At 61.0% G+C, this 17425-nt stretch carries 14 protein-coding genes; 7 read left to right on the top strand and 7 right to left on the bottom strand.

The genetic code is table 11. From position 1 onward, the window contains the following. Positions 1 to 4 precede the first annotated feature (4 nt). From AACH39_RS14000 to AACH39_RS13985, 4 genes are read left to right on the top strand one after another with little or no spacing between them, the layout of a single operon-like run. Positions 5 to 202, top strand: coding sequence for a DUF485 domain-containing protein (locus AACH39_RS14000; protein WP_215778530.1), 198 nt, complete (start codon positions 5 to 7; stop codon positions 200 to 202). Beyond that, positions 199 to 1677, top strand: a complete 1479-nt coding sequence (locus AACH39_RS13995; RefSeq protein ID WP_215778532.1) for a sodium/solute symporter — start codon at positions 199 to 201, stop codon at positions 1675 to 1677. Before AACH39_RS14000 ends, AACH39_RS13995 begins: the two co-directional genes overlap by 4 nt. Before the next feature lie 7 nt (positions 1678 to 1684). Beyond that, the gene (locus AACH39_RS13990) at positions 1685 to 3079 is read left to right on the top strand and encodes an FAD-binding oxidoreductase (protein WP_215778535.1); all 1395 of its coding nucleotides are present in this window, start codon (positions 1685 to 1687) and stop codon (positions 3077 to 3079) included. A 53-nt stretch (positions 3080 to 3132) separates the two neighbouring features. After that, positions 3133 to 3915: a transporter substrate-binding domain-containing protein gene (locus tag AACH39_RS13985; RefSeq protein WP_215778537.1), complete on the top strand. Its 783-nt coding sequence runs from the start codon at positions 3133 to 3135 to the stop codon at positions 3913 to 3915. 77 nt (positions 3916 to 3992) lie between these two features. Here AACH39_RS13985 and AACH39_RS13980 read toward each other — a convergent pair whose 3' ends face one another. From AACH39_RS13980 to AACH39_RS13950, 7 genes are all read right to left on the bottom strand, one after another. Continuing rightward, positions 3993 to 5879: a methyl-accepting chemotaxis protein gene (locus AACH39_RS13980; RefSeq protein ID WP_215778539.1), complete on the bottom strand. Its 1887-nt coding sequence runs from the start codon at positions 5877 to 5879 to the stop codon at positions 3993 to 3995. 209 nt (positions 5880 to 6088) lie between these two features. Beyond that, positions 6089 to 7975: a methyl-accepting chemotaxis protein gene (locus tag AACH39_RS13975; protein WP_215778542.1), complete on the bottom strand. Its 1887-nt coding sequence runs from the start codon at positions 7973 to 7975 to the stop codon at positions 6089 to 6091. A gap of 340 nt (positions 7976 to 8315) precedes the next feature. Further along, positions 8316 to 9944 (bottom strand): 3-(methylthio)propionyl-CoA ligase, encoded by a 1629-nt coding sequence (locus AACH39_RS13970; protein ID WP_215778544.1) that lies wholly within the window; start codon positions 9942 to 9944, stop codon positions 8316 to 8318. A gap of 113 nt (positions 9945 to 10057) precedes the next feature. After that, positions 10058 to 10579 carry a response regulator gene (locus AACH39_RS13965; RefSeq protein ID WP_215778546.1) on the bottom strand — a complete coding sequence of 174 codons (522 nt, stop codon included), beginning with the start codon at positions 10577 to 10579 and terminating at the stop codon, positions 10058 to 10060. Then, positions 10576 to 11832 (bottom strand): ATP-binding protein, encoded by a 1257-nt coding sequence (locus tag AACH39_RS13960; RefSeq protein ID WP_215778549.1) that lies wholly within the window; start codon positions 11830 to 11832, stop codon positions 10576 to 10578. Before AACH39_RS13960 ends, AACH39_RS13965 begins: the two co-directional genes overlap by 4 nt. A 28-nt stretch (positions 11833 to 11860) precedes the next feature. Next, positions 11861 to 13192, bottom strand: coding sequence for an ATP-binding protein (locus AACH39_RS13955; protein ID WP_215778551.1), 1332 nt, complete (start codon positions 13190 to 13192; stop codon positions 11861 to 11863). Beyond that, the gene (locus AACH39_RS13950) at positions 13189 to 13851 is read right to left on the bottom strand and encodes a response regulator (protein ID WP_215778553.1); all 663 of its coding nucleotides are present in this window, start codon (positions 13849 to 13851) and stop codon (positions 13189 to 13191) included. Before AACH39_RS13950 ends, AACH39_RS13955 begins: the two co-directional genes overlap by 4 nt. 211 nt (positions 13852 to 14062) lie before the next feature. On the opposite strand from AACH39_RS13950, the gene AACH39_RS13945 reads away from it, so the two are divergent. The 3 genes from AACH39_RS13945 (at position 14063) to AACH39_RS13935 (ending at position 17412) form a co-directional block, all read left to right on the top strand. Beyond that, positions 14063 to 14887, top strand: a complete 825-nt coding sequence (locus tag AACH39_RS13945) for a UDP-2,3-diacylglucosamine diphosphatase (RefSeq protein ID WP_215778555.1) — start codon at positions 14063 to 14065, stop codon at positions 14885 to 14887. Next, positions 14875 to 15927 (top strand): glycosyltransferase family 1 protein, encoded by a 1053-nt coding sequence (locus AACH39_RS13940; RefSeq protein ID WP_215778557.1) that lies wholly within the window; start codon positions 14875 to 14877, stop codon positions 15925 to 15927. Before AACH39_RS13945 ends, AACH39_RS13940 begins: the two co-directional genes overlap by 13 nt. 708 nt (positions 15928 to 16635) lie before the next feature. Further along, a complete protein-coding gene (locus tag AACH39_RS13935; protein ID WP_338620436.1) occupies positions 16636 to 17412 on the top strand; it encodes a ferredoxin--NADP reductase in 777 nt (258 codons plus the stop codon). Positions 17413 to 17425: the final 13 nt, after the last annotated feature.

Here is a 17425-nt window from a genome sequence, read left to right as displayed (position 1 = left end):
GTCCATGAAGTCATTGCTGTTACTGCTGCTCCTGCCAATCGCCGCCTTTTACGGGGCGATTGCCTTTTTTCCGGCGCTGCTGGCCATACCCTGCGGCCGCTTGCCGCTGTCCATGCTACTGGCACTGGGACTGATCTGGCTGGGTGTGATCGTGAGTCTGCTGTACGTGCGCCAGGCCAACCGGCGTGAGGATCGCACATGAATCTGGCCCAGTTCTGTGTTCTCCTGCTGTTGGTCATCAGCCTGTCGCTGACGCTCTGGGCCTCGCGGCGCACCCATACACGTGCCGAGTTTTATACCGCCGGCGGCCGGATCCGTGCCTGGCAGAATGGCCTCGCGCTGGCCGGCGACTACCTTTCTGCCGCCGCCTTTCTGGGCGCGGCAGGGCTGTTCATGAGCCAGGGCTACGACTCGCTGATCTATGCAGTCGGCACACTGGCCGGCTGGCCGCTGTTGTTGCTGCTGTTTGCGGAAAAACTGCGCGAGCGCGCCCGTTTCACCCTCGGTGATGTGCTGGCCGAGCGCTTTGGCGGCCGGCCGGTGCGAGCCATGGCCGCCTTCAGCACCTTGCTGATCGTGCTGTTCTATCTGGTGGTACAACTGGTCGGTGCCGGCAAGTTGCTCGGTCTGCTGTTCGGCCTGGCCTACCTGCCTGCCGTACTGACCGTGGCGGCCCTGACCATGCTCTATGTTGCACTCGGCGGCATGCTGGCCACTACCTGGGTACAGATCGTCAAAGCCTGCCTGCTGCTGGCCTGCGGGCTCACGCTGGCATTGGGCGTACTGATCAAGAGCGGGTTCAGTACCGACTGGCTGATCACGCAGGCAGAGGCCATCCACCCGGCAGGCCACGGCATCTGGCTGCCCAGCCAGGCTATGCACAACCCGTGGGAAGTCTTGTCGCTCGGTCTCGGGCTGGTACTCGGCCTGCTCGGACTGCCGCATGTGCTGATGCGCTTCTTTACCGTCCCCGATGCCCGCGCCGCACGTGCCTCGGCCTGCTGGGCGACCGCCATCGTCGCCTTGTTCTTTACCCTGAATGTGCTGATCGGCGTTGGCAGCATTGTCTTCGTCAGCAAGACCCCGGCCTTCCTTGATGCGCACGGCAAACTGCTCGGCGGCGGCAATATGGCCGTCTTGCACCTGGCACAGGCGCTGGGCGGTGCTGCGCTGCGTGACGTGGTGGCCGCCGTGGTGTTTGCCACCATCATGGCCGTGGTGGCCGGCCTGACCGTCGCCGGCTCCAGTGCGCTGAGCCACGACATTTACGGCGGCCTGCTGTGTCGCGGCAAACCGGATGAACGGCGTGAATTGCAGGTCTCGCGCGGCTCGGTGCTGCTGCTGGTCCTGTTGGCCGTGCTGCTGTCCTGCGGCTTCCAGAACCAGAACATTGCCATTCTGTTTGGCCTGGCCTTCGGCATGGCGGCCAGCGGCCCGTTCCCGATTCTGCTGTTGACCCTGTTCTGGCCCGGGCTGACGGCCCGCGGCGCGATTGCCGGCGGACTGGTCGGACTGCTCAGCGCCACCCTGCTGATCATTGCCGGCCCGGCAGTCTGGGTCGCAGTACTCGGCCATGCCCGCCCCTTGTTTCCGCTGGCCAGCCCGGCGCTGTGCTCGGTACCGCTGGCCTTCCTGACCGCCTGGCTGGTCTCGCGCCTGCCCGGCACCCCGGAGTGACTGTCTGATGCAAACTGCCGAATTCCTGACTGCGCTGAGCCAATTGATCGGCCCCAGCCATGTCCTGCAAGCCCCGATCGATATCGAGCCATTCTGCCTGGACCTGCGCCAGCGCTATCATGGCCGGCCTCTGGCAGTGGCCTTGCCCGGCAGCCGGCAAGAGGTGGCGGCACTGGTCCGTCTGGCCAGCCAGGCCGGCATCGCCCTGCTGCCGCAAGGGGGCAATACCTCCACCTGCGGCGCCGCCACACCGGATGACAGCGGTCGGACACTGGTAGTGGGGCTGCGCCGGCTGGATCGGGTGATTGAGGTGGACGCCGCCAACAACAGCATGACCCTGGAAGCCGGTGTCACGCTGGCGCGCGCCCAGCAGATCGCCGCCGAAGCTGATCGGCTGTTTCCGCTGTCTCTGGCCAGTGAAGGCAGTTGTCAGATCGGCGGCAATCTGGCGACCAATGCCGGCGGGCTAGCGGTCTTGCGTTACGGCACCATGCGCGATCTGGCACTGGGGCTGGAAGTCGTGTTGCCGGATGGCCGGGTACTCAACCAGCTCTCCGGCCTGCGCAAGGACACCAGCGGTCTGGATCTCAAGCAACTGTTCATCGGCTCGGAAGGCCAGCTGGGTCTGATCACCGCGGCCACGCTCAAAGTTTTCCCCATGCCCCGCGCTCGGGCGACGGCCATGGTGGGCGTCGCCGATGCCCAGACCGCCATCGACTGGCTGGCGGCCTTGCGCGACCGTTTTGCCGACAGGCTGACCACCTTTGAAATGATGTCCGGCGACTGCATGGCGCTGTTGCAGCAGTACCAGGGCGACAAGGTGCCATTCATCGCACCGTGGACCCTGCTGATCGAACTCTCCGACAGCGAGGGGCAGCAGGCGCTGGAAGATCAGCTGGTGCAATGGCTGTCTGAACGGGACATGCTGGATGGGGTAATTGCCCAGAGCGAAACCGAGCGTCTGGCGCTGTGGCAGCTACGTGAAGACATGTCGGAAACCCAGAAACGGCGCGGCCCGAGTATCAAGCATGATATCGGTCTGCCAAGCAGCGCCATTCCGGCCTTTCTGACGCAGTGCGGCGAGGCACTGCAACGCGCTTATCCGGGCTGCAGCATCATGGCATTCGGTCACGCGGGCGATGGCAACCTGCACTACAACGTGTCCTACACCCGGCCAGACAATGCCGAGCTGTTTGCCGACGAAGAAAACGTCAACCGGATTGTCTACGATACGGTATACCGGCTGAACGGCACCCTGGCTGCAGAGCATGGCATCGGGCAGCTGAAAACCCACTGGCTGGAGACTTACAAGGATCCGCTGGCCTTGTCGCTGATGCGCTCGGTCAAGAAGCTGCTGGATCCTGAGAATCGGATGAATCCGGGAAAATGGCTTTCTGACTGAGGTCTGACCTGCCAGCGCCGCAGCGCTCAACCCGGCCATTGGAAGGACCTGCTATGCGCAAGCCCCTCTTGTTGCTGTTTGCCGCTCTGATGGCCTCGGGGGCTGTCGCGGCCGATCTGTCGGTGCGCATGGCCTATGCCGATGTCGCCTCCCCGCCGTATTTCTGGGGCAATGGCAGCCTGATTCCCGAGCATCCCGGCGCAGCCGTCGACCTGATGCGCGAAGCGGCTGCCGCCTGCCACCTCAAGCCGCAGCTGTCGCGCTGGCCGAACAAGCGGCTATTCGCCATGCTGCAGGCGGACCAGATCGACATTTCCTTCATGTATTCCTTTCACGAAGATCGCATGGCGCTGTTCGCCTACCCGATGAGCGGCACGCAACCGGACCGGCGTTATCGCATCACGAGTCTGGTCTACTCGCTCTATGTGCTGCGCAACAGTCCGGTGCAATTCGATGGCCAGCAGATCCTGAACCTGAATAACGGCCTGATCGGCGCCAATACCGGCTGGTCGATTGTCGAAGACTTGCGCAATCGCGGACAAAACGTCGAAGAAGCCCCCACCACCGAAATCAACTTCCGCAAGCTGCAGGCAGGCCGCATCGCCGCCTATGCCACCCAGGACAATGTCGCCGACCATTATCTGAATGCCAGCAAGCTCACCACCTTTGTCAAACTGCAACCTCCGCTTTTACGCAAAGACTACTTTGCCGTCATCAGTCATGGCTGGCTGAAACAGCATCCGCAGGAGTCGAATTGCCTGTGGCAGCAAATCGCCCTGCTGCGGGAACAGCGATTGCCCGCCCTGCTGAACGCAGCGGAACTGTTTTCCCCGTAGGTACGCCAGCCCGGAGAACAGGCATAAAAAAACGGCTCGTGCATGGCACGAGCCGTTGGTTTTTCCTACCGCCGTCGTTACAGCTTGAAGCGGCCGAAGGCATCCTGCATCTGCTTGGCAGCCGCAGACAGGCGCTGCAGCTCTTCGCTGACACTTTGCAGCCGGTCGTCGTTTTCCAGGATGCGACCGTTGATGCTCTCGGTACTCTGGGCAATCAGCGTGGTGGCATTGTGCTGTTCATTGGTCGAGTGGGAAATCTCGCTCATTTTTTCCACCACCACATCCATCGACTGACGGATGCTGCCAATACTGTCGACGGCGACTCGCGTCAATTGCACGCCTTCGTCGACCGAACCGACCGTCTGGTTCATGTCACCCACCGCGCGGCTGGTCTCCTGCCGGATGGCATCCACCATGCTGCTGATACCCAGTGTCGCCTGGGCGGTACGTTCGGCCAGCTTGCGCACTTCGTCGGCCACCACGGCAAAGCCACGGCCCTGCTCACCGGCACGGGCGGCCTCGATGGCGGCATTCAGGGCCAGCAGGTTGGTCTGGTCGGCAATGTCGCGGATCACATTGGTAATGCCGCTGATTTCTTCCGAGCGCTTGTCGAGCGACGCCAGCATGCTCTCCAGCCCGCGCACCGAGGTCACCGTGCTTTCCATGCCGGACGAGAGGCGACTGATGCTCTGCGCACTTTCACCCAGGCGCTGTTCGGTCTGGTTGACCAGCTCGTCGGCCTGGTGTGCACTTTCGGCAATATGCGAAATGCTGACCGTGATCTCTTCCAGTGTCGCGGCATTGGAGGACGACACATCGGACATTTCACGCGAGCTGTTGGCCACGCCGCCCACCAGCTGGCTCACCTGCTGCACACCACCGATCAGGGTGGTAGCATCGTTGCGCAGCGTGCTGAACATGCCTTGCAGACGGGCCACAAACTGGTTGAAGGCATGGGCGGTTTCGGCAATTTCTTCCGCACCGTCCTCAGCCAGACGCAGGGTCAGATCCCCCTCGCCGCGCGACACTTCCACCATGGCGGCTTTCAGCGCCATCAGACCACCGAACATGCGGGCAATCACAAAGCTGGCCACCGGCACCATCAGGATCAGCACCAGCGCCGTCAGGGCAATCAGGGTGTACAGCAAGGTATGCAGCGGCGCCAGCACCTGCGCCTTGTCGACGGCGGCGCAGATATACCAGTCGGTCCCCGGCACCGGCACGGTCTGCCACAGCATCACTTCATTATCAATGGTGGTTTCCTGCACCGGGTCCAGCTTGGAGGCTCGGTCGATTTCATCCGGCGTCAGAGTCGGTGCAATGCTGGTAATCGGCTTCATGGTCAGATCGGGCTTGGGATGGCCGATCAGCTTGCCTGCGCGGTTGATGATGAACATGTAACCGCCGGCACGAATCTTGGCGCTGAGCACGGTATGTACCAGATCCTCGACAAACACGTCACCGGCAACCACGCCGGCAAACTTGCCTCCGGTGGTGAACGGCACGGCAACCGTCATGGTCATCTTTTTGGTCTGGGCATCGACATAGGGCTCGGTCAGGGTGATCCGGTTATTGCTCTTGGTCTGCGAGTACCACGGGCGGTCAGCGGCCTTGTAGTCGGCCGGCGGCTGCCAGTTGTCATTGAAGATCGGCTTGCGGCCATCTTCGAACCCGGCATAGACCCCACCACCGAAATGGCCGCCAGCAGCGGTCTGGGCCAGGAAGGGAATGGCATCCGGGCGATTGACGTTGTTGACCTGGGCAGTGATCAGGCTGACCTTGTCGTCAATCCAGTTCTTGGCCACGGTCTGTTGACCATAGAGCAGCGCATTGAATTCATTGTCGAGATCGGACATGATCTCGCTGCGCATCTGGATATAGCTGATCGATACCAGAATCAGACCGAAAACGGCCAGCATGAACGCATTGAAGACAATGAGCCGGCTTCTCAGTGATTTCAGCATAAAGAGTCTTTCCTCCGGTAGTAGGACGGAAATGCCTGCGGCGACTACCTGCCGGACACACCCGGGTTTGGTTCTAAACCGTTAGAATATCATTTCCAGAACGATTATTAATAAGACATTGATCATATAAAGTTGATTTAGCACGGATCACTGATGCAAAAAAACGGCTCGTGCATGGCACGAGCCGTTGGTTTTTCCTACCGCCGTCGTTACAGCTTGAAGCGGCCGAAGGCATCCTGCATCTGCTTGGCCGCTGCCGCCAGGCGCTGCAGCTCTTCGCTGACACTTTGCAGCCGGTCGTCGTTTTCCAGGATGCGACCGTTGATGCTCTCGGTACTCTGGGCAATCAGCGTGGTGGCATTGTGCTGTTCATTGGTCGAGTGGGCGATTTCACTCATCTTGTCCACCACCACATCCATCGACTGGCGGATGTTGCCAATCCCCTCCACCGCTGCGCGCGTCAGCTGCACGCCGTCGTCCACCGAACTGACCGTCTGGTTCATGTCACCCACCGCGCGGCTGGTCTCCTGCCGGATGGCATCCACCATGCTGCTGATACCCAGTGTCGCCTGGGCGGTACGTTCGGCCAGCTTGCGCACTTCGTCGGCCACCACGGCAAAGCCACGGCCCTGCTCACCGGCACGGGCGGCCTCGATGGCGGCATTCAGGGCCAGCAGGTTGGTCTGGTCGGCAATGTCGCGGATCACATTGGTAATGCCGCTGATTTCTTCCGAGCGCTTGTCGAGCGACGCCAGCATGCTCTCCAGCCCGCGCACCGAGGTCACCGTGCTTTCCATGCCGGACGAGAGGCGACTGATGCTCTGCGCACTTTCACCCAGGCGCTGTTCGGTCTGGTTGACCAGTTCGTCGGCCTGGTGTGCACTTTCGGCAATATGCGAAATGCTGACCGTGATCTCCTCCAGTGTCGCGGCATTGGAGGACGACACATCGGACATTTCTCGCGAACTGGTCGCCACACCGCCCACCAGCTGGCTCACCTGCTGCACACCACCGATCAGGGTGGTAGCATCGTTGCGCAGCGTGCTGAACATGCCTTGCAGACGGGCCACAAACTGGTTGAAGGCATGGGCGGTCTCGGCAATTTCTTCCGCCCCGTCTTCATCCAGACGCAGGGTCAGATCCCCCTCGCCGCGCGAGACCTCAATCATGGCGCTCTTCAGGTGCATCAAGCCACCGAACATGCGGGCAATCACATAGCTGGCCAGAGGCACCATCAATACCAGTACCAGAGCGGTCAGCGCGATCAGGGTATACAGCAGGGTATGCAGCGGCGCCAGCACCTGCGCCTTGTCGACGGCGGCACAGATATACCAGTTGGTACCCGGCACCTGCACCGTCTGCCACAACACGTCTTGTCCGTCGATCTGCGCCGCCTGCACGGAATCCAGTTTGGCGATATTCGCCACGGTTTCCGGCGTCAGATCAGGGGCGATACTCGTCAGAGGCTTCATGGTCAATTCCGTTTTCGGATGACCGATCAGATTGCCGGCACCATTGACGATGAACATGTAGCCCCCGGCGCGGATTTTGGCACTGAGCACCGAGCGCACCAGATCCTCGACAAACACATCACCACCGACCACCCCGGCGAACTGGCCATTGGTGGTAAACGGCACAGCGACCGTCATGGTCATCTTCTTGGTCTGGGCATCGAGATAGGGATCGGTCAGGGTCACCCGGTTATTGCTCTTGGTCTGCGAATACCAGGGACGATCGGCGGCCTTGTAGTCGGCCGGCGGCTGCCAGTTGTCATGAAAAATGGGCTTGCGACCATCCTCGAATCCGGCATAGACCCCGCCGCCAAAGTGACCGCCTGCGGCCGTCTGTGCCAGATACGACACCGCATCCGGCCGATTGACGTTGGTCGCCTGGGCGGTGATCAGACTGACCTTGCCGTCAATCCAGTTCTGCGCCACGGTGCGTTCGCCATACAGCAGCGCGGCAAACTCATTGTTGAGATCATTCATGATCTCGTTGCGCATCTGGGAATAAGCGATGGTGACCAGCACCAGACCGAAAATGGCCAACAGGAACGCATTCAGCACGATCAGGCGGCTTCTGAGTGATTTCAGCATGCAATGCCCCTTGTAACTGGACTATTTAAACAATAATCAAATCATTTTTTATTCTAGAAGCAGTTTCGCCGCCTGAAAGTCAAATTTGATATGCGTCAGACAGACAAAAGCATGCGCAGAAGTAAAAGCCCCCCGCCGCTGTCGCGACGGGGGTCAACACGAGGAAGAAGCATCTTGCGATGCTTCGAGGGGCTAACATCACAACAGCTTCTCAGCCATTGTGAATTCAACAGGACATGAGGTCGCTCACCGCCATGCCCTGCATGAATATTGCAAACAGCATGTAATTTAGTGCAAAAACTCAAGTTTGTCCAACAGTTCGACGGCTCGACAAGATCGCTTATTGTGGCCACTGATAATCGCGCATTTTTTCCCGTAACTTGAGTTTTTGCAGTTTGCCTGTGGCGGTGTGGGGCAATTCGTCGACAAAGATCACGTCATCGGGCGTCCACCATTTGGCCACTTTGCCTTCGTAGAACTGCAGCAGCTCTTCGCGTGTCACCCGGCTGTCCGGTTTGAGCACCACCACCATCACCGGCCGCTCGTCCCACTTGGGGTGAACCACGCCGATGGCAGCCGCTTCGGCAACCGCCGGATGGCCCATGATGATGTTTTCCAGCTCGATCGAACTGATCCACTCGCCGCCGGACTTGATGACATCCTTGGTACGGTCGGTGATGCGCATATAGCCATCGGCATCCAGCTTGGCCACATCCCCGGTATTGAACCAGCCGTCGTCGGTATGACTGGCATCGCGCTCGCGCTTGAAATACTGCGACAACACCCAGGGGCCGCGCACCTGCAGGTTGCCAAACGCCACGCCATCGTGCGGCAGCGGCTGGCCGGCGCCATCCACAATGCGCATCTGCACGCCGAACAACGGCCGTCCCTGCGTCCCCTGGATCCGGCGCAGCCCCGCCACGCCATCGTGGCGATGCTTGAATTTCGGTGTGCTCATGGTGCCGCAGGGCGACATTTCAGTCATGCCCCACAGCTGGCGCAGTTCGACCCCCTGCTCGGCCATGTGCTCGATCATCGAATCCGGTACGGCCGAGCCCCCCACCACAACACGCTTCAGATGATGCAGACGCAGACGATTGGTCTCGCAGTGCTGCAACAGATTCAGCCACACGGTCGGCACGCCGGCAGCCAGATTGACCTCTTCTTCTTCGATCAGCTGATACACACTGACGGCATCCAGCCGCGATCCCGGCAGAACCAGCTTGGCCCCGTTGAGCGCCGCACTATAGGGCAGCCCCCAGCCATTGACGTGGAACATCGGCACGACCGGCAGGATGCAGCTCTGCGCCGACAGGCCGAAGGCATCAGGCAGCGAGCTGGCCAGGGCGTGCAGCACGGTCGAGCGATGGGCATACAGCACCCCCTTGGGGTGACCGGTGGTGCCCGAGGTATAACAGAGGCTGGAAGCGGTTTGTTCGTCAAACTGGGGCCAGTCGAAGCTATCGCTATGGCTACCGACGAGATCTTCATAACACAACAGATTCCCGAGTCGGCTATCTGTTGGCATGTGCTCCCGCCCCCCCAGCAGGATCCAGTGACGCACATGCGGCAGATCAGGTGCCAATTGCTCGACCTGCGGCAGGAAACAGGCATCAAACATCAAAACCCGGTCTTCGGCATGATTGATGATGTAGCTGATCTGATCGGCAAACAGACGGTGATTCACGGTATGGCAGATGGCACCGATACCGGAAATGGCAAAGTACGCCTCAAGATGGCGATAGGTATTCCAGGCCATGGTACCGATGCACTGCCCGGGCTCGACACCCAGTGATTGCAGCGCATTGGCCAATTGACGGGCACGGCGGGCGGTATCGGCCCAGCTGTAGCGATGGATCGTGCCATCGAACAACCGTGACACGATTTCTGCATCGGCATGATTTTGTTCTGCATGCTGCAGCAGGCTGGAGATCAGCAGAGGCTGATCCATCATCTGACCGTATTGCATCTGTCTCCTTCTCCCTGTTGAGGACGCAAAAATGACTGCGTCATTAAATAACCCTAGATTGAATAGAGTCATTACTCAAATGTTTTTTGGGAGAAGCAGCCGTACCGGGAGACTCAGTCGCTGACCGGCTTCTTGGCCAGCATGCGCTGCAAGGTGCGCCGATGCATGTTGAGGGCACGAGCCGTCGCGGAAATATTGCCTTCGTGCTCGGCCAGCACACGCTGCACATGCTCCCAGGTCAGACGACGTACCGACATCGGCCGGGCATTGACCGGCATGGCAGCATCCGGCTCGATCTGCTGAAAAGCCTGCAGGATCTCATCGACCGAGGCCGGCTTGGCAAGGTATTGCACGGCCCCCAGCTTGGTGGCCTCGACGGCAGTGGCGATGCTGGCATAGCCGGTCAGGACCAGCACGGCACTGTCGGGACTGAGGCGTCGCAGCTGCGGCAACAGCTTCAGGCCACTGTCGCCCCCCAGATTGAGGTCCAGGATGATACGTTCGAAGCCACGGGGAAGACATTGCAGCGCCTCGGCCTCACTGGCTGCGCGCTCGACCTGATGGCCGCGGCGCATCAGCGAACGAGCCAGCACGCCGGCAAAGACATCATCGTCATCAATCAGCAGAAAAGTCATGGTGACATCTCTTTCAAGGGCAGGGTGATGTGCGCATGCACACCACCGCTCGCGCGGTTATCCAGGGTCAGGCTGCCCCCCAGTCTGGCAAGCGTGGCATGCGACAACATCACGCCCAGCCCCAGCCCGGCAGGCTTGCCGGACTGCATCTGCCCCAGCCCGGCCGCCCGTAACTGTGCCTCGCTGAGGCAGCCTTCACGATTGACGATATCCACGCTGAGCACCCCCTGGCGGAAAGTGGCGGTGATGTTCACCTGACCGCCACCGGCCTCGGCGGCATTGTTGATCAGGTTAAACAGCGCGGGCCAGAAGGCACTGTCCAGTTCAACCTGCGGATCGCCCTCCCCTGATGGCTGCCACTGCAGGGTGACATCCGGACGCAGGGCACGCCACCCCTCCAGTCGCTCGGTCATGGCGCTGAACAGCGGCAGGATGACGGGACCGGTCCGGGCCTGGGACTTGAGGCGGGTCAGGGCCGCACGACAAACGGCAAGCTGGCTTTTCATCAGTGCCAGCTCATCCACGGGCAGACCGCCGGGGGGCAGGTCATGCCAGTCATCCACCAGCAGCGTCAGGGTGTTGAGCGGTGTCGACAGCGCGTGGGCCGCCATCGCCGCCTGCATGCCGAGTCCGACCAGCTGCTCGTCGCGCAGCTGGCTTTCGCGGGCAATCGCCAGCTCATGTTCGCGATCGGCCAGTTGTCGGGCCAGCCAGGAGATGAAGCCGGTCATCAGCAGGGCAGACAGGGCAAAGGTAAACCACATGCCCAATTGGTGGGCCTGGAAGGCATAGGCGGCATCGGAGTCGGCCAGCGGCCAGGGCAGGTGCCAGACAAACAACACCCCGTAGGCAGTCAGGGCCAGTGCAGAGAGGCACCAGGAGAATACCCCCGGACTAAGCAGGGCGGCGAACAGGACGGGCGGCAGATACAGGGAGGCCAGCGGATTGGCGGCGCCGCCGCTGAAGGCCAGGATTTCACTCAGGGCCACCACATCGGCCAGCAAACCGAAGCGAATCAGCCAGAGCGCAGACACGCCGCGCCGCGCCAGCAGGGGCAACACCGCATTGACCAGTACCAGGGTCAGCATGGCCTGGAGAACCGGGACCCAGGCCAGCTGCACGGGATAACGGGAGACCAGCAGCAGCATCAGGGCACACAGGCCCAGCATCCCCCAGCGCAACAGCCCCAGACGCCGCTGCGCCCGGGCCAGATCGTTGCTTTCGGAGGCAAACAGAGAAGAGGCGATCGGCATGCCCGCTACTCTATCATCCGATGCGCTGTCAGTCAGTCCTGGCGATGCGCACCACCGCCGCGCTCAATCCCCCTTCCGCGCGGTTCGACAGCTGCAATTGCAGCCCATGCAGTTCAGCAATCCGTTCGACGATCGACAGGCCCAGACCACTGCCGGGCTCACTCTGCCCGGGCATGCGCACGAAGCGCTGACGAATTTTGTCCAGCCACGCCGGGTCGATGCCCGGCCCATTGTCCTCGACCACCAGGCGATCCGCCGAGCCGGACAGCCGCACGATGGCCCCGGCCGGGCTATAGCGCAGGGCATTTTCCAGCAGATTGCGCAGCATGAGTGTCAATAAAGTGCTGTCACCCTGCAGTGGCAGCACTTGCTCGGCCGGCACCTGCCAATCCAGCGCGAGCTGGCTGCCGCGTCGCGACAGCAGTGGCGCCAGATCACGCTGCAGGCTGTCGATCAGGCGCGACCAGTCGACGGGTTGGGCCTGGGTCAGGCCCTGCATCGGGTCGAGACGGGAGAGGGCAAGCAACTGATCGACCAGACGAGTAGCCCGCTCGATGCCGATGCCCAGGTTGGTCAGTGCGTGTTGCTGCACGTCGGGATCGTGGGCCAGCTGCGCCACTTCGGTCTGCACCCGCAAGGCCGCCAGGGGGGAACGCAGTTCGTGTGCGGCATCGGCGGTGAAACGCCGTTCATGTTCGATATTCTGTCCGACACGGTCAAACAGCTGATTGAGTGCCTTGATCAGTGGCTGCGCTTCCGCCGGCACCGCCTGACTGAGCGGACTGAGATCATCCGGACGCCGTCCGGCCAGCTCCGCCGCCAGGCGGTTCAAAGGCATCAGCCCGCGCCGCACGGCCAGCACCAGCGCCAGCAGCAGAATGGGCAGGGGCAGGATCCACGCCAGCAACTGACTGCTGACCACCTTGAGCGCCGCCTCGTTGCGGGCACGCAAACGCTGCCCGACCGCCACGACATGCTCGCCATCAGCACTGCGCAGCGCATAGATACGCCAGGGACCATGATGACTGACCCGCAGGAAAAAGCCTCCCTCTCCGGGCGGCAGCTGCCAGTCGGCACCGGCACCATCAGCCCAGATCAGGCGGCCGTCGCGACGCCAGATAGCCTGGGACAACGCATCGGCCTCATCGTCATGACCATGCCGCATACTGCCGTCATCACTTTGCAGCCCGCGTCCACTGGTCAGCAACTGACGAGCCAGCAATTGCAGCTGGGCATCATAGAGCTCATTGATCTCTTCATGGGTCTGATACAGGGCCACCCCGGCCGACAGCAACCACATCAGCGGCGCAATCAACAAGAGGGCCAGCACGATGCGGCGCTGCAGACTGGCCGGCTTCACTCGACATTCCCCAGGGTGTAGCCGATGCCGCGCACCGTACGAATCACATGGCGACCGAGTTTCTTGCGCAGGTGATGGATATGGACTTCGATGGCATTACTTTCCAGATCCTGCTCCCAGCTATAGAGCTTCTCTTCGATCAGCTCGCGGGGCAGCACCCGGCCCTTGTTCAGCATCAGCACCTCGAGAATGGCCATTTCCCGCGCGGTCAACTCCAGGGGCTCACCGTTCAGGTAGGTAGTACGTGCCGCCGGGTCAAAACTGACGGCGCCGTGACTGAGCAACTGGCGGCTCTCGCCGTTGCTGCGCCGGAGCATGGCCCGCAGGCGGGCAGCCACCTCGACAAGCGCAAAGGGCTTGACCAGATAATCGTCAGCGCCGGCATCCAGTCCGGCCACCCGGTCGCTGATGGCATCCCGCGCCGTGAGCACCAGCACCGGCAGGCTGTGGCCCTGACGCCGCCAGCTGGCCAGCACGTCCATGCCATCACAGCCCGGCAAGCCCAGATCCAGCACGGCGGCATCATAGGGCGCGGCATCCATGGCCAGCAGTGCCTCCTTGCCGGAGGTCAGCCAGTCCACGGCAAAGTCGAGCTGACTCAAGCCAGCCTTCAGACCGTCGCCGATCAGGGGATCATCCTCGACTACCAGTATACGCATTGCCCTCTCCTTGGATTCTTACCTGCCCTGCTTGGCATGCTACCCCTTTCGCCCGAAGCTTTCTGCCCGGATTGAAGCAGCCCCGGGTTAACAGACGCTTAAATGGCATCGAAACGACATGGCGGTAAATTCATTTTCCCGTCATCAAATGCTCATTTTTCTGTCATTAGCCATAGGCAGCATGAGCGCGTGACATCTCCCGGAGGCCACCATGCAACGAGAGCAGATCAAGCTGGAAAAGCGCCATTTCCGCAGTATCTGGATCTCCGACGTTCACCTCGGAACAGCGGGCTGCCGGGCAGATCATTTGCTGGATTTCCTGCGCCATCATGAATCGGACACCCTCTATCTGGTGGGAGACATCGTTGACGGCTGGCAACTGCGCAAGTCCTGGTACTGGAAGCAAAGCCACAATGACGTGGTGCAGAAGGTGTTGCGCAAAGCGCGCAAAGGGACACGGGTGATCTACATCCCCGGCAATCATGACGAGATGGCCCGGCAGTTTGCCGGGCTGGATTTTGGCGGCATTGCCATCCGCATGGAGGCCGACCACATCACCGCCGACGGCAAACGGCTGCTGGTGATTCACGGCGACGAATTCGACGGTGTGATTCAGTACGCCAAATGGCTGGCCTATCTCGGCGACAGCCTCTACACCCTCATCCTGCAGCTCAATCGCGGCTACAACTGGTGCCGGATGAAACTGGGCCTGCCCTATTGGTCGCTGTCGCAGTATCTGAAGCACAAGGTGAAAAACGCTGTCAATTTCATCAGCAACTTCGAAAAGATGCTGGCAACGGAAGCCCGTCATCGTGGTTACGATGGCGTCATCTGCGGCCACATTCACCAGCCGGAAGTACGCGACCTGGACGGCACGCTGTATGGCAACAGCGGCGACTGGGTCGAAAGTCTTTCTGCCCTGGTGGAAACAGCCGACGGCACCCTGTCGGTGGTGTACTGGACCCACATCCTGAGCGAATCCTCTGCGCAGGAACCCATCCTTGAGCCTGTACAGGAGAATGTATGCGCATCCTGATCGTCACCGACGCCTGGCGCCCCCAGGTCAATGGCGTGGTTCGCACGCTGACCGAAACGATTCGCGAATTGCAGGGCTTCGGCCACGAAGTCTCGATGATCACCCCGGAAACCTTCACCACCCTGCCCTGCCCGACCTACCCGGACATTCGTCTGTCCCTGTTCCCCTATCGCAAGGTCGCCAGGATGATCGACAGCTTCCAGCCGGATGCCATCCACATTGCCACCGAGGGGCCGCTGGGGCTGGCGGCTCGGCGTCACTGCCTGCGCCATGGCCGGGCCTTCACCACCGCCTATCACACCCGTTTCCCGGAGTACATCCAGGCCCGCACCCGGCTGCCGCTCTCCATCAGCTATGCCTGGATGCGCCGCTTTCACAATGCCTCCAGCGCGGTGATGGCGCCGACTCAATCGATCGTCAATGATCTGAAGGCACGGGGCTTCAACAATGTGGTGTTGTGGAGTCGCGGGGTGGATACCGAGCTGTTCTCCCCCGGCCCGCGCGACCGGCTGGAGGAAAGTCAGCCGCCACGCTTTGTGTATATCGGTCGTGTCGCCGTGGAAAAAAATATCGAGGCTTTTCTCAAGCTCGACCTGCCGGGCAGCAAGTGGGTAGTTGGCGACGGGCCGCTGCTCGCCAGGCTGAAGAAGCATTATCCGGAGGTGCATTTCGCCGGCATTTTCCCGCAGCCGGAACTGGTGCGCTTTTACCGTGCGGCCGATGTATTCGTCTTTCCCAGCCTGACCGACACCTTTGGCCTGGTGCTGCTGGAGGCCATGGCCTGCGGCACCCCGGTGGCCGCCTACCCGGTGGCCGGGCCACTGGATGTGGTCGGCGACAGCGGCGCCGGCGTTCTGGACCAGGACCTGCGTCAAGCTTGCCTGAACGCCCTGGCGCTGGATCGCCAGCATGTGCGTTCGGTCGCCGAGCGTTTCTCCTGGCAGGCCGCAGCACGACAGTTCGAGCATCATCTGCATCCCAACGCCAGCCAGCTCACCCCCGAAGGAGGGCTGTCAGATTCCACCCAGGGCGCACGATAAAAAATCTTGCACCCTGAGAAGGGGGTTCTATACTCCAATCAGGTCATGGCAAGGAGGTAATGAATGCATCTGGGAGAATTTTCGGCTGCAGACCGTTGCTTCTGTGTTGGGATAACACGCCGTTTCATTGACGTTTGAGGCATCGCTGACGATGCAGGTCACCTGGCAGCCGATAGGCCAGATAACGCGAAAAATGCCGAGCAGTCGTAACATGCATCCTGTTTCGGGGAAACCCGTACCAAGCCCGTGATGGGCTCGCGGCTCCAGGGCGCCAAGCCAATGTGGAGCGCCAGCAGTAGCAGTGTGATGTGGTTGTGATGATGTCGCTGCGCAATGCAGCATCGGTCTTTTCATGACGTTGTTGGCGCTTCATTGCATGCGTGGTAGGCATGCAGGACACATGAAGCGGATGAGTGAGCAGTACCGACCCGGGGGCGCGCCAATTTGGTCCGCCCTCGTTCATTTCCATCCGTCATAAATCACCCCTCCCACCCTGCCGTTTTTACTGTCAGGCAATCCAACCAGTCGCCAGCCCACCACAATTCATGTAAAATGCCGTGTTTTCAACTGCTTGCAACCCTTATGGCATGATGGGCATTGCGGTCGCATATACCGCCGTGACACAGCCAACGGTTGCAACTGTTCTATCGCAGCGCTTTATTCGCCGGTAGAATGGCCCGATTCCTAGTTCAATATCAGATTCTGCATATGGCAACCTTGACCTCGGAACGCGTCCTCAGCGTTCACCACTGGAACGACACCCTGTTCAGCTTCACCACCACCCGCGACCCGGGCCTGCGCTTCATCAACGGTCAGTTCGTCATGATCGGTCTGGAGGTCAATGGCCGGCCGCTGATCCGTGCCTACAGCATTGTCAGCGCCAACTGGGAAGAAAACCTCGAGTTTTTCAGCATCAAGGTGCAGGATGGTCCGCTCACCTCGCGCCTGCAGCATCTGAAGGTCAGCGATGAGATCATCGTCAGCGGCAAACCGACCGGCACCCTGGTGCAGGACAACCTGTTGCCGGGCAAGCATTTGTACCTGCTGTCGACCGGTACCGGTCTGGCGCCGTTCATGAGCATCATCAAGGATCCGGAAGTCTACGACCGCTACGAGAAGATCGTGCTGGTGCACGGCGTGCGCTGGGTCAGTGAACTGGCCTACGAGGATTACATCACGCGCGAACTGCCGCAGAACGAATTCTTCGGCGACGTGGTCCGCGACAAGCTGATCTACTACCCGACCGTGACGCGCGAGCCGTTCCGCAACCAGGGTCGTCTGACCGATCTGATCGTCAGTGGCAAGCTGGCAGCCGATATCGGCCTGCCGCAACTGGATCCGGCCAATGACCGCGTTCTGATCTGCGGCAGCCCCAACATGCTGAAAGACAGCTGCCAGATCCTCGACGACATGGGTTTTGTCGAATCGCCGCGCATGGGCGAACCGGGTCACTACGCGATCGAGCGAGCCTTCGTCGAAAAATAAGCATGCCGCCGGG

This window comes from Paludibacterium flexuosum (assembly GCF_037076605.1).
Lineage (GTDB): Bacteria > Pseudomonadota > Gammaproteobacteria > Burkholderiales > Chromobacteriaceae > Paludibacterium.
This window is presented reverse-complemented; position numbering and strand designations above follow the sequence as displayed.

Bases quoted from the DNA above. Each gene is read 5' to 3' on its own strand.
- AACH39_RS13980 (WP_215778539.1), bottom strand. From the start codon at position 5,879: ATGCTGAAATCACTGAGAAGCCGGCTCATTGTCTTCAATGCGTTCATG.
- AACH39_RS13975 (WP_215778542.1), bottom strand. From the start codon at position 7,975: ATGCTGAAATCACTCAGAAGCCGCCTGATCGTGCTGAATGCGTTCCTG.
- AACH39_RS13970 (WP_215778544.1), bottom strand. From the start codon at position 9,944: ATGCAATACGGTCAGATGATGGATCAGCCTCTGCTGATCTCCAGCCTG.
- AACH39_RS14000 (WP_215778530.1), top strand. From the start codon at position 5: ATGAAGTCATTGCTGTTACTGCTGCTCCTGCCAATCGCCGCCTTTTAC.
- AACH39_RS13950 (WP_215778553.1), bottom strand. From the start codon at position 13,851: ATGCGTATACTGGTAGTCGAGGATGATCCCCTGATCGGCGACGGTCTG.
- AACH39_RS13990 (WP_215778535.1), top strand. From the start codon at position 1,685: ATGCAAACTGCCGAATTCCTGACTGCGCTGAGCCAATTGATCGGCCCC.
- AACH39_RS13995 (WP_215778532.1), top strand. From the start codon at position 199: ATGAATCTGGCCCAGTTCTGTGTTCTCCTGCTGTTGGTCATCAGCCTG.
- AACH39_RS13965 (WP_215778546.1), bottom strand. From the start codon at position 10,579: ATGACTTTTCTGCTGATTGATGACGATGATGTCTTTGCCGGCGTGCTG.
- AACH39_RS13935 (WP_338620436.1), top strand. From the start codon at position 16,636: ATGGCAACCTTGACCTCGGAACGCGTCCTCAGCGTTCACCACTGGAAC.
- AACH39_RS13960 (WP_215778549.1), bottom strand. From the start codon at position 11,832: ATGCCGATCGCCTCTTCTCTGTTTGCCTCCGAAAGCAACGATCTGGCC.
- AACH39_RS13985 (WP_215778537.1), top strand. From the start codon at position 3,133: ATGCGCAAGCCCCTCTTGTTGCTGTTTGCCGCTCTGATGGCCTCGGGG.
- AACH39_RS13945 (WP_215778555.1), top strand. From the start codon at position 14,063: ATGCAACGAGAGCAGATCAAGCTGGAAAAGCGCCATTTCCGCAGTATC.
- AACH39_RS13940 (WP_215778557.1), top strand. From the start codon at position 14,875: ATGCGCATCCTGATCGTCACCGACGCCTGGCGCCCCCAGGTCAATGGC.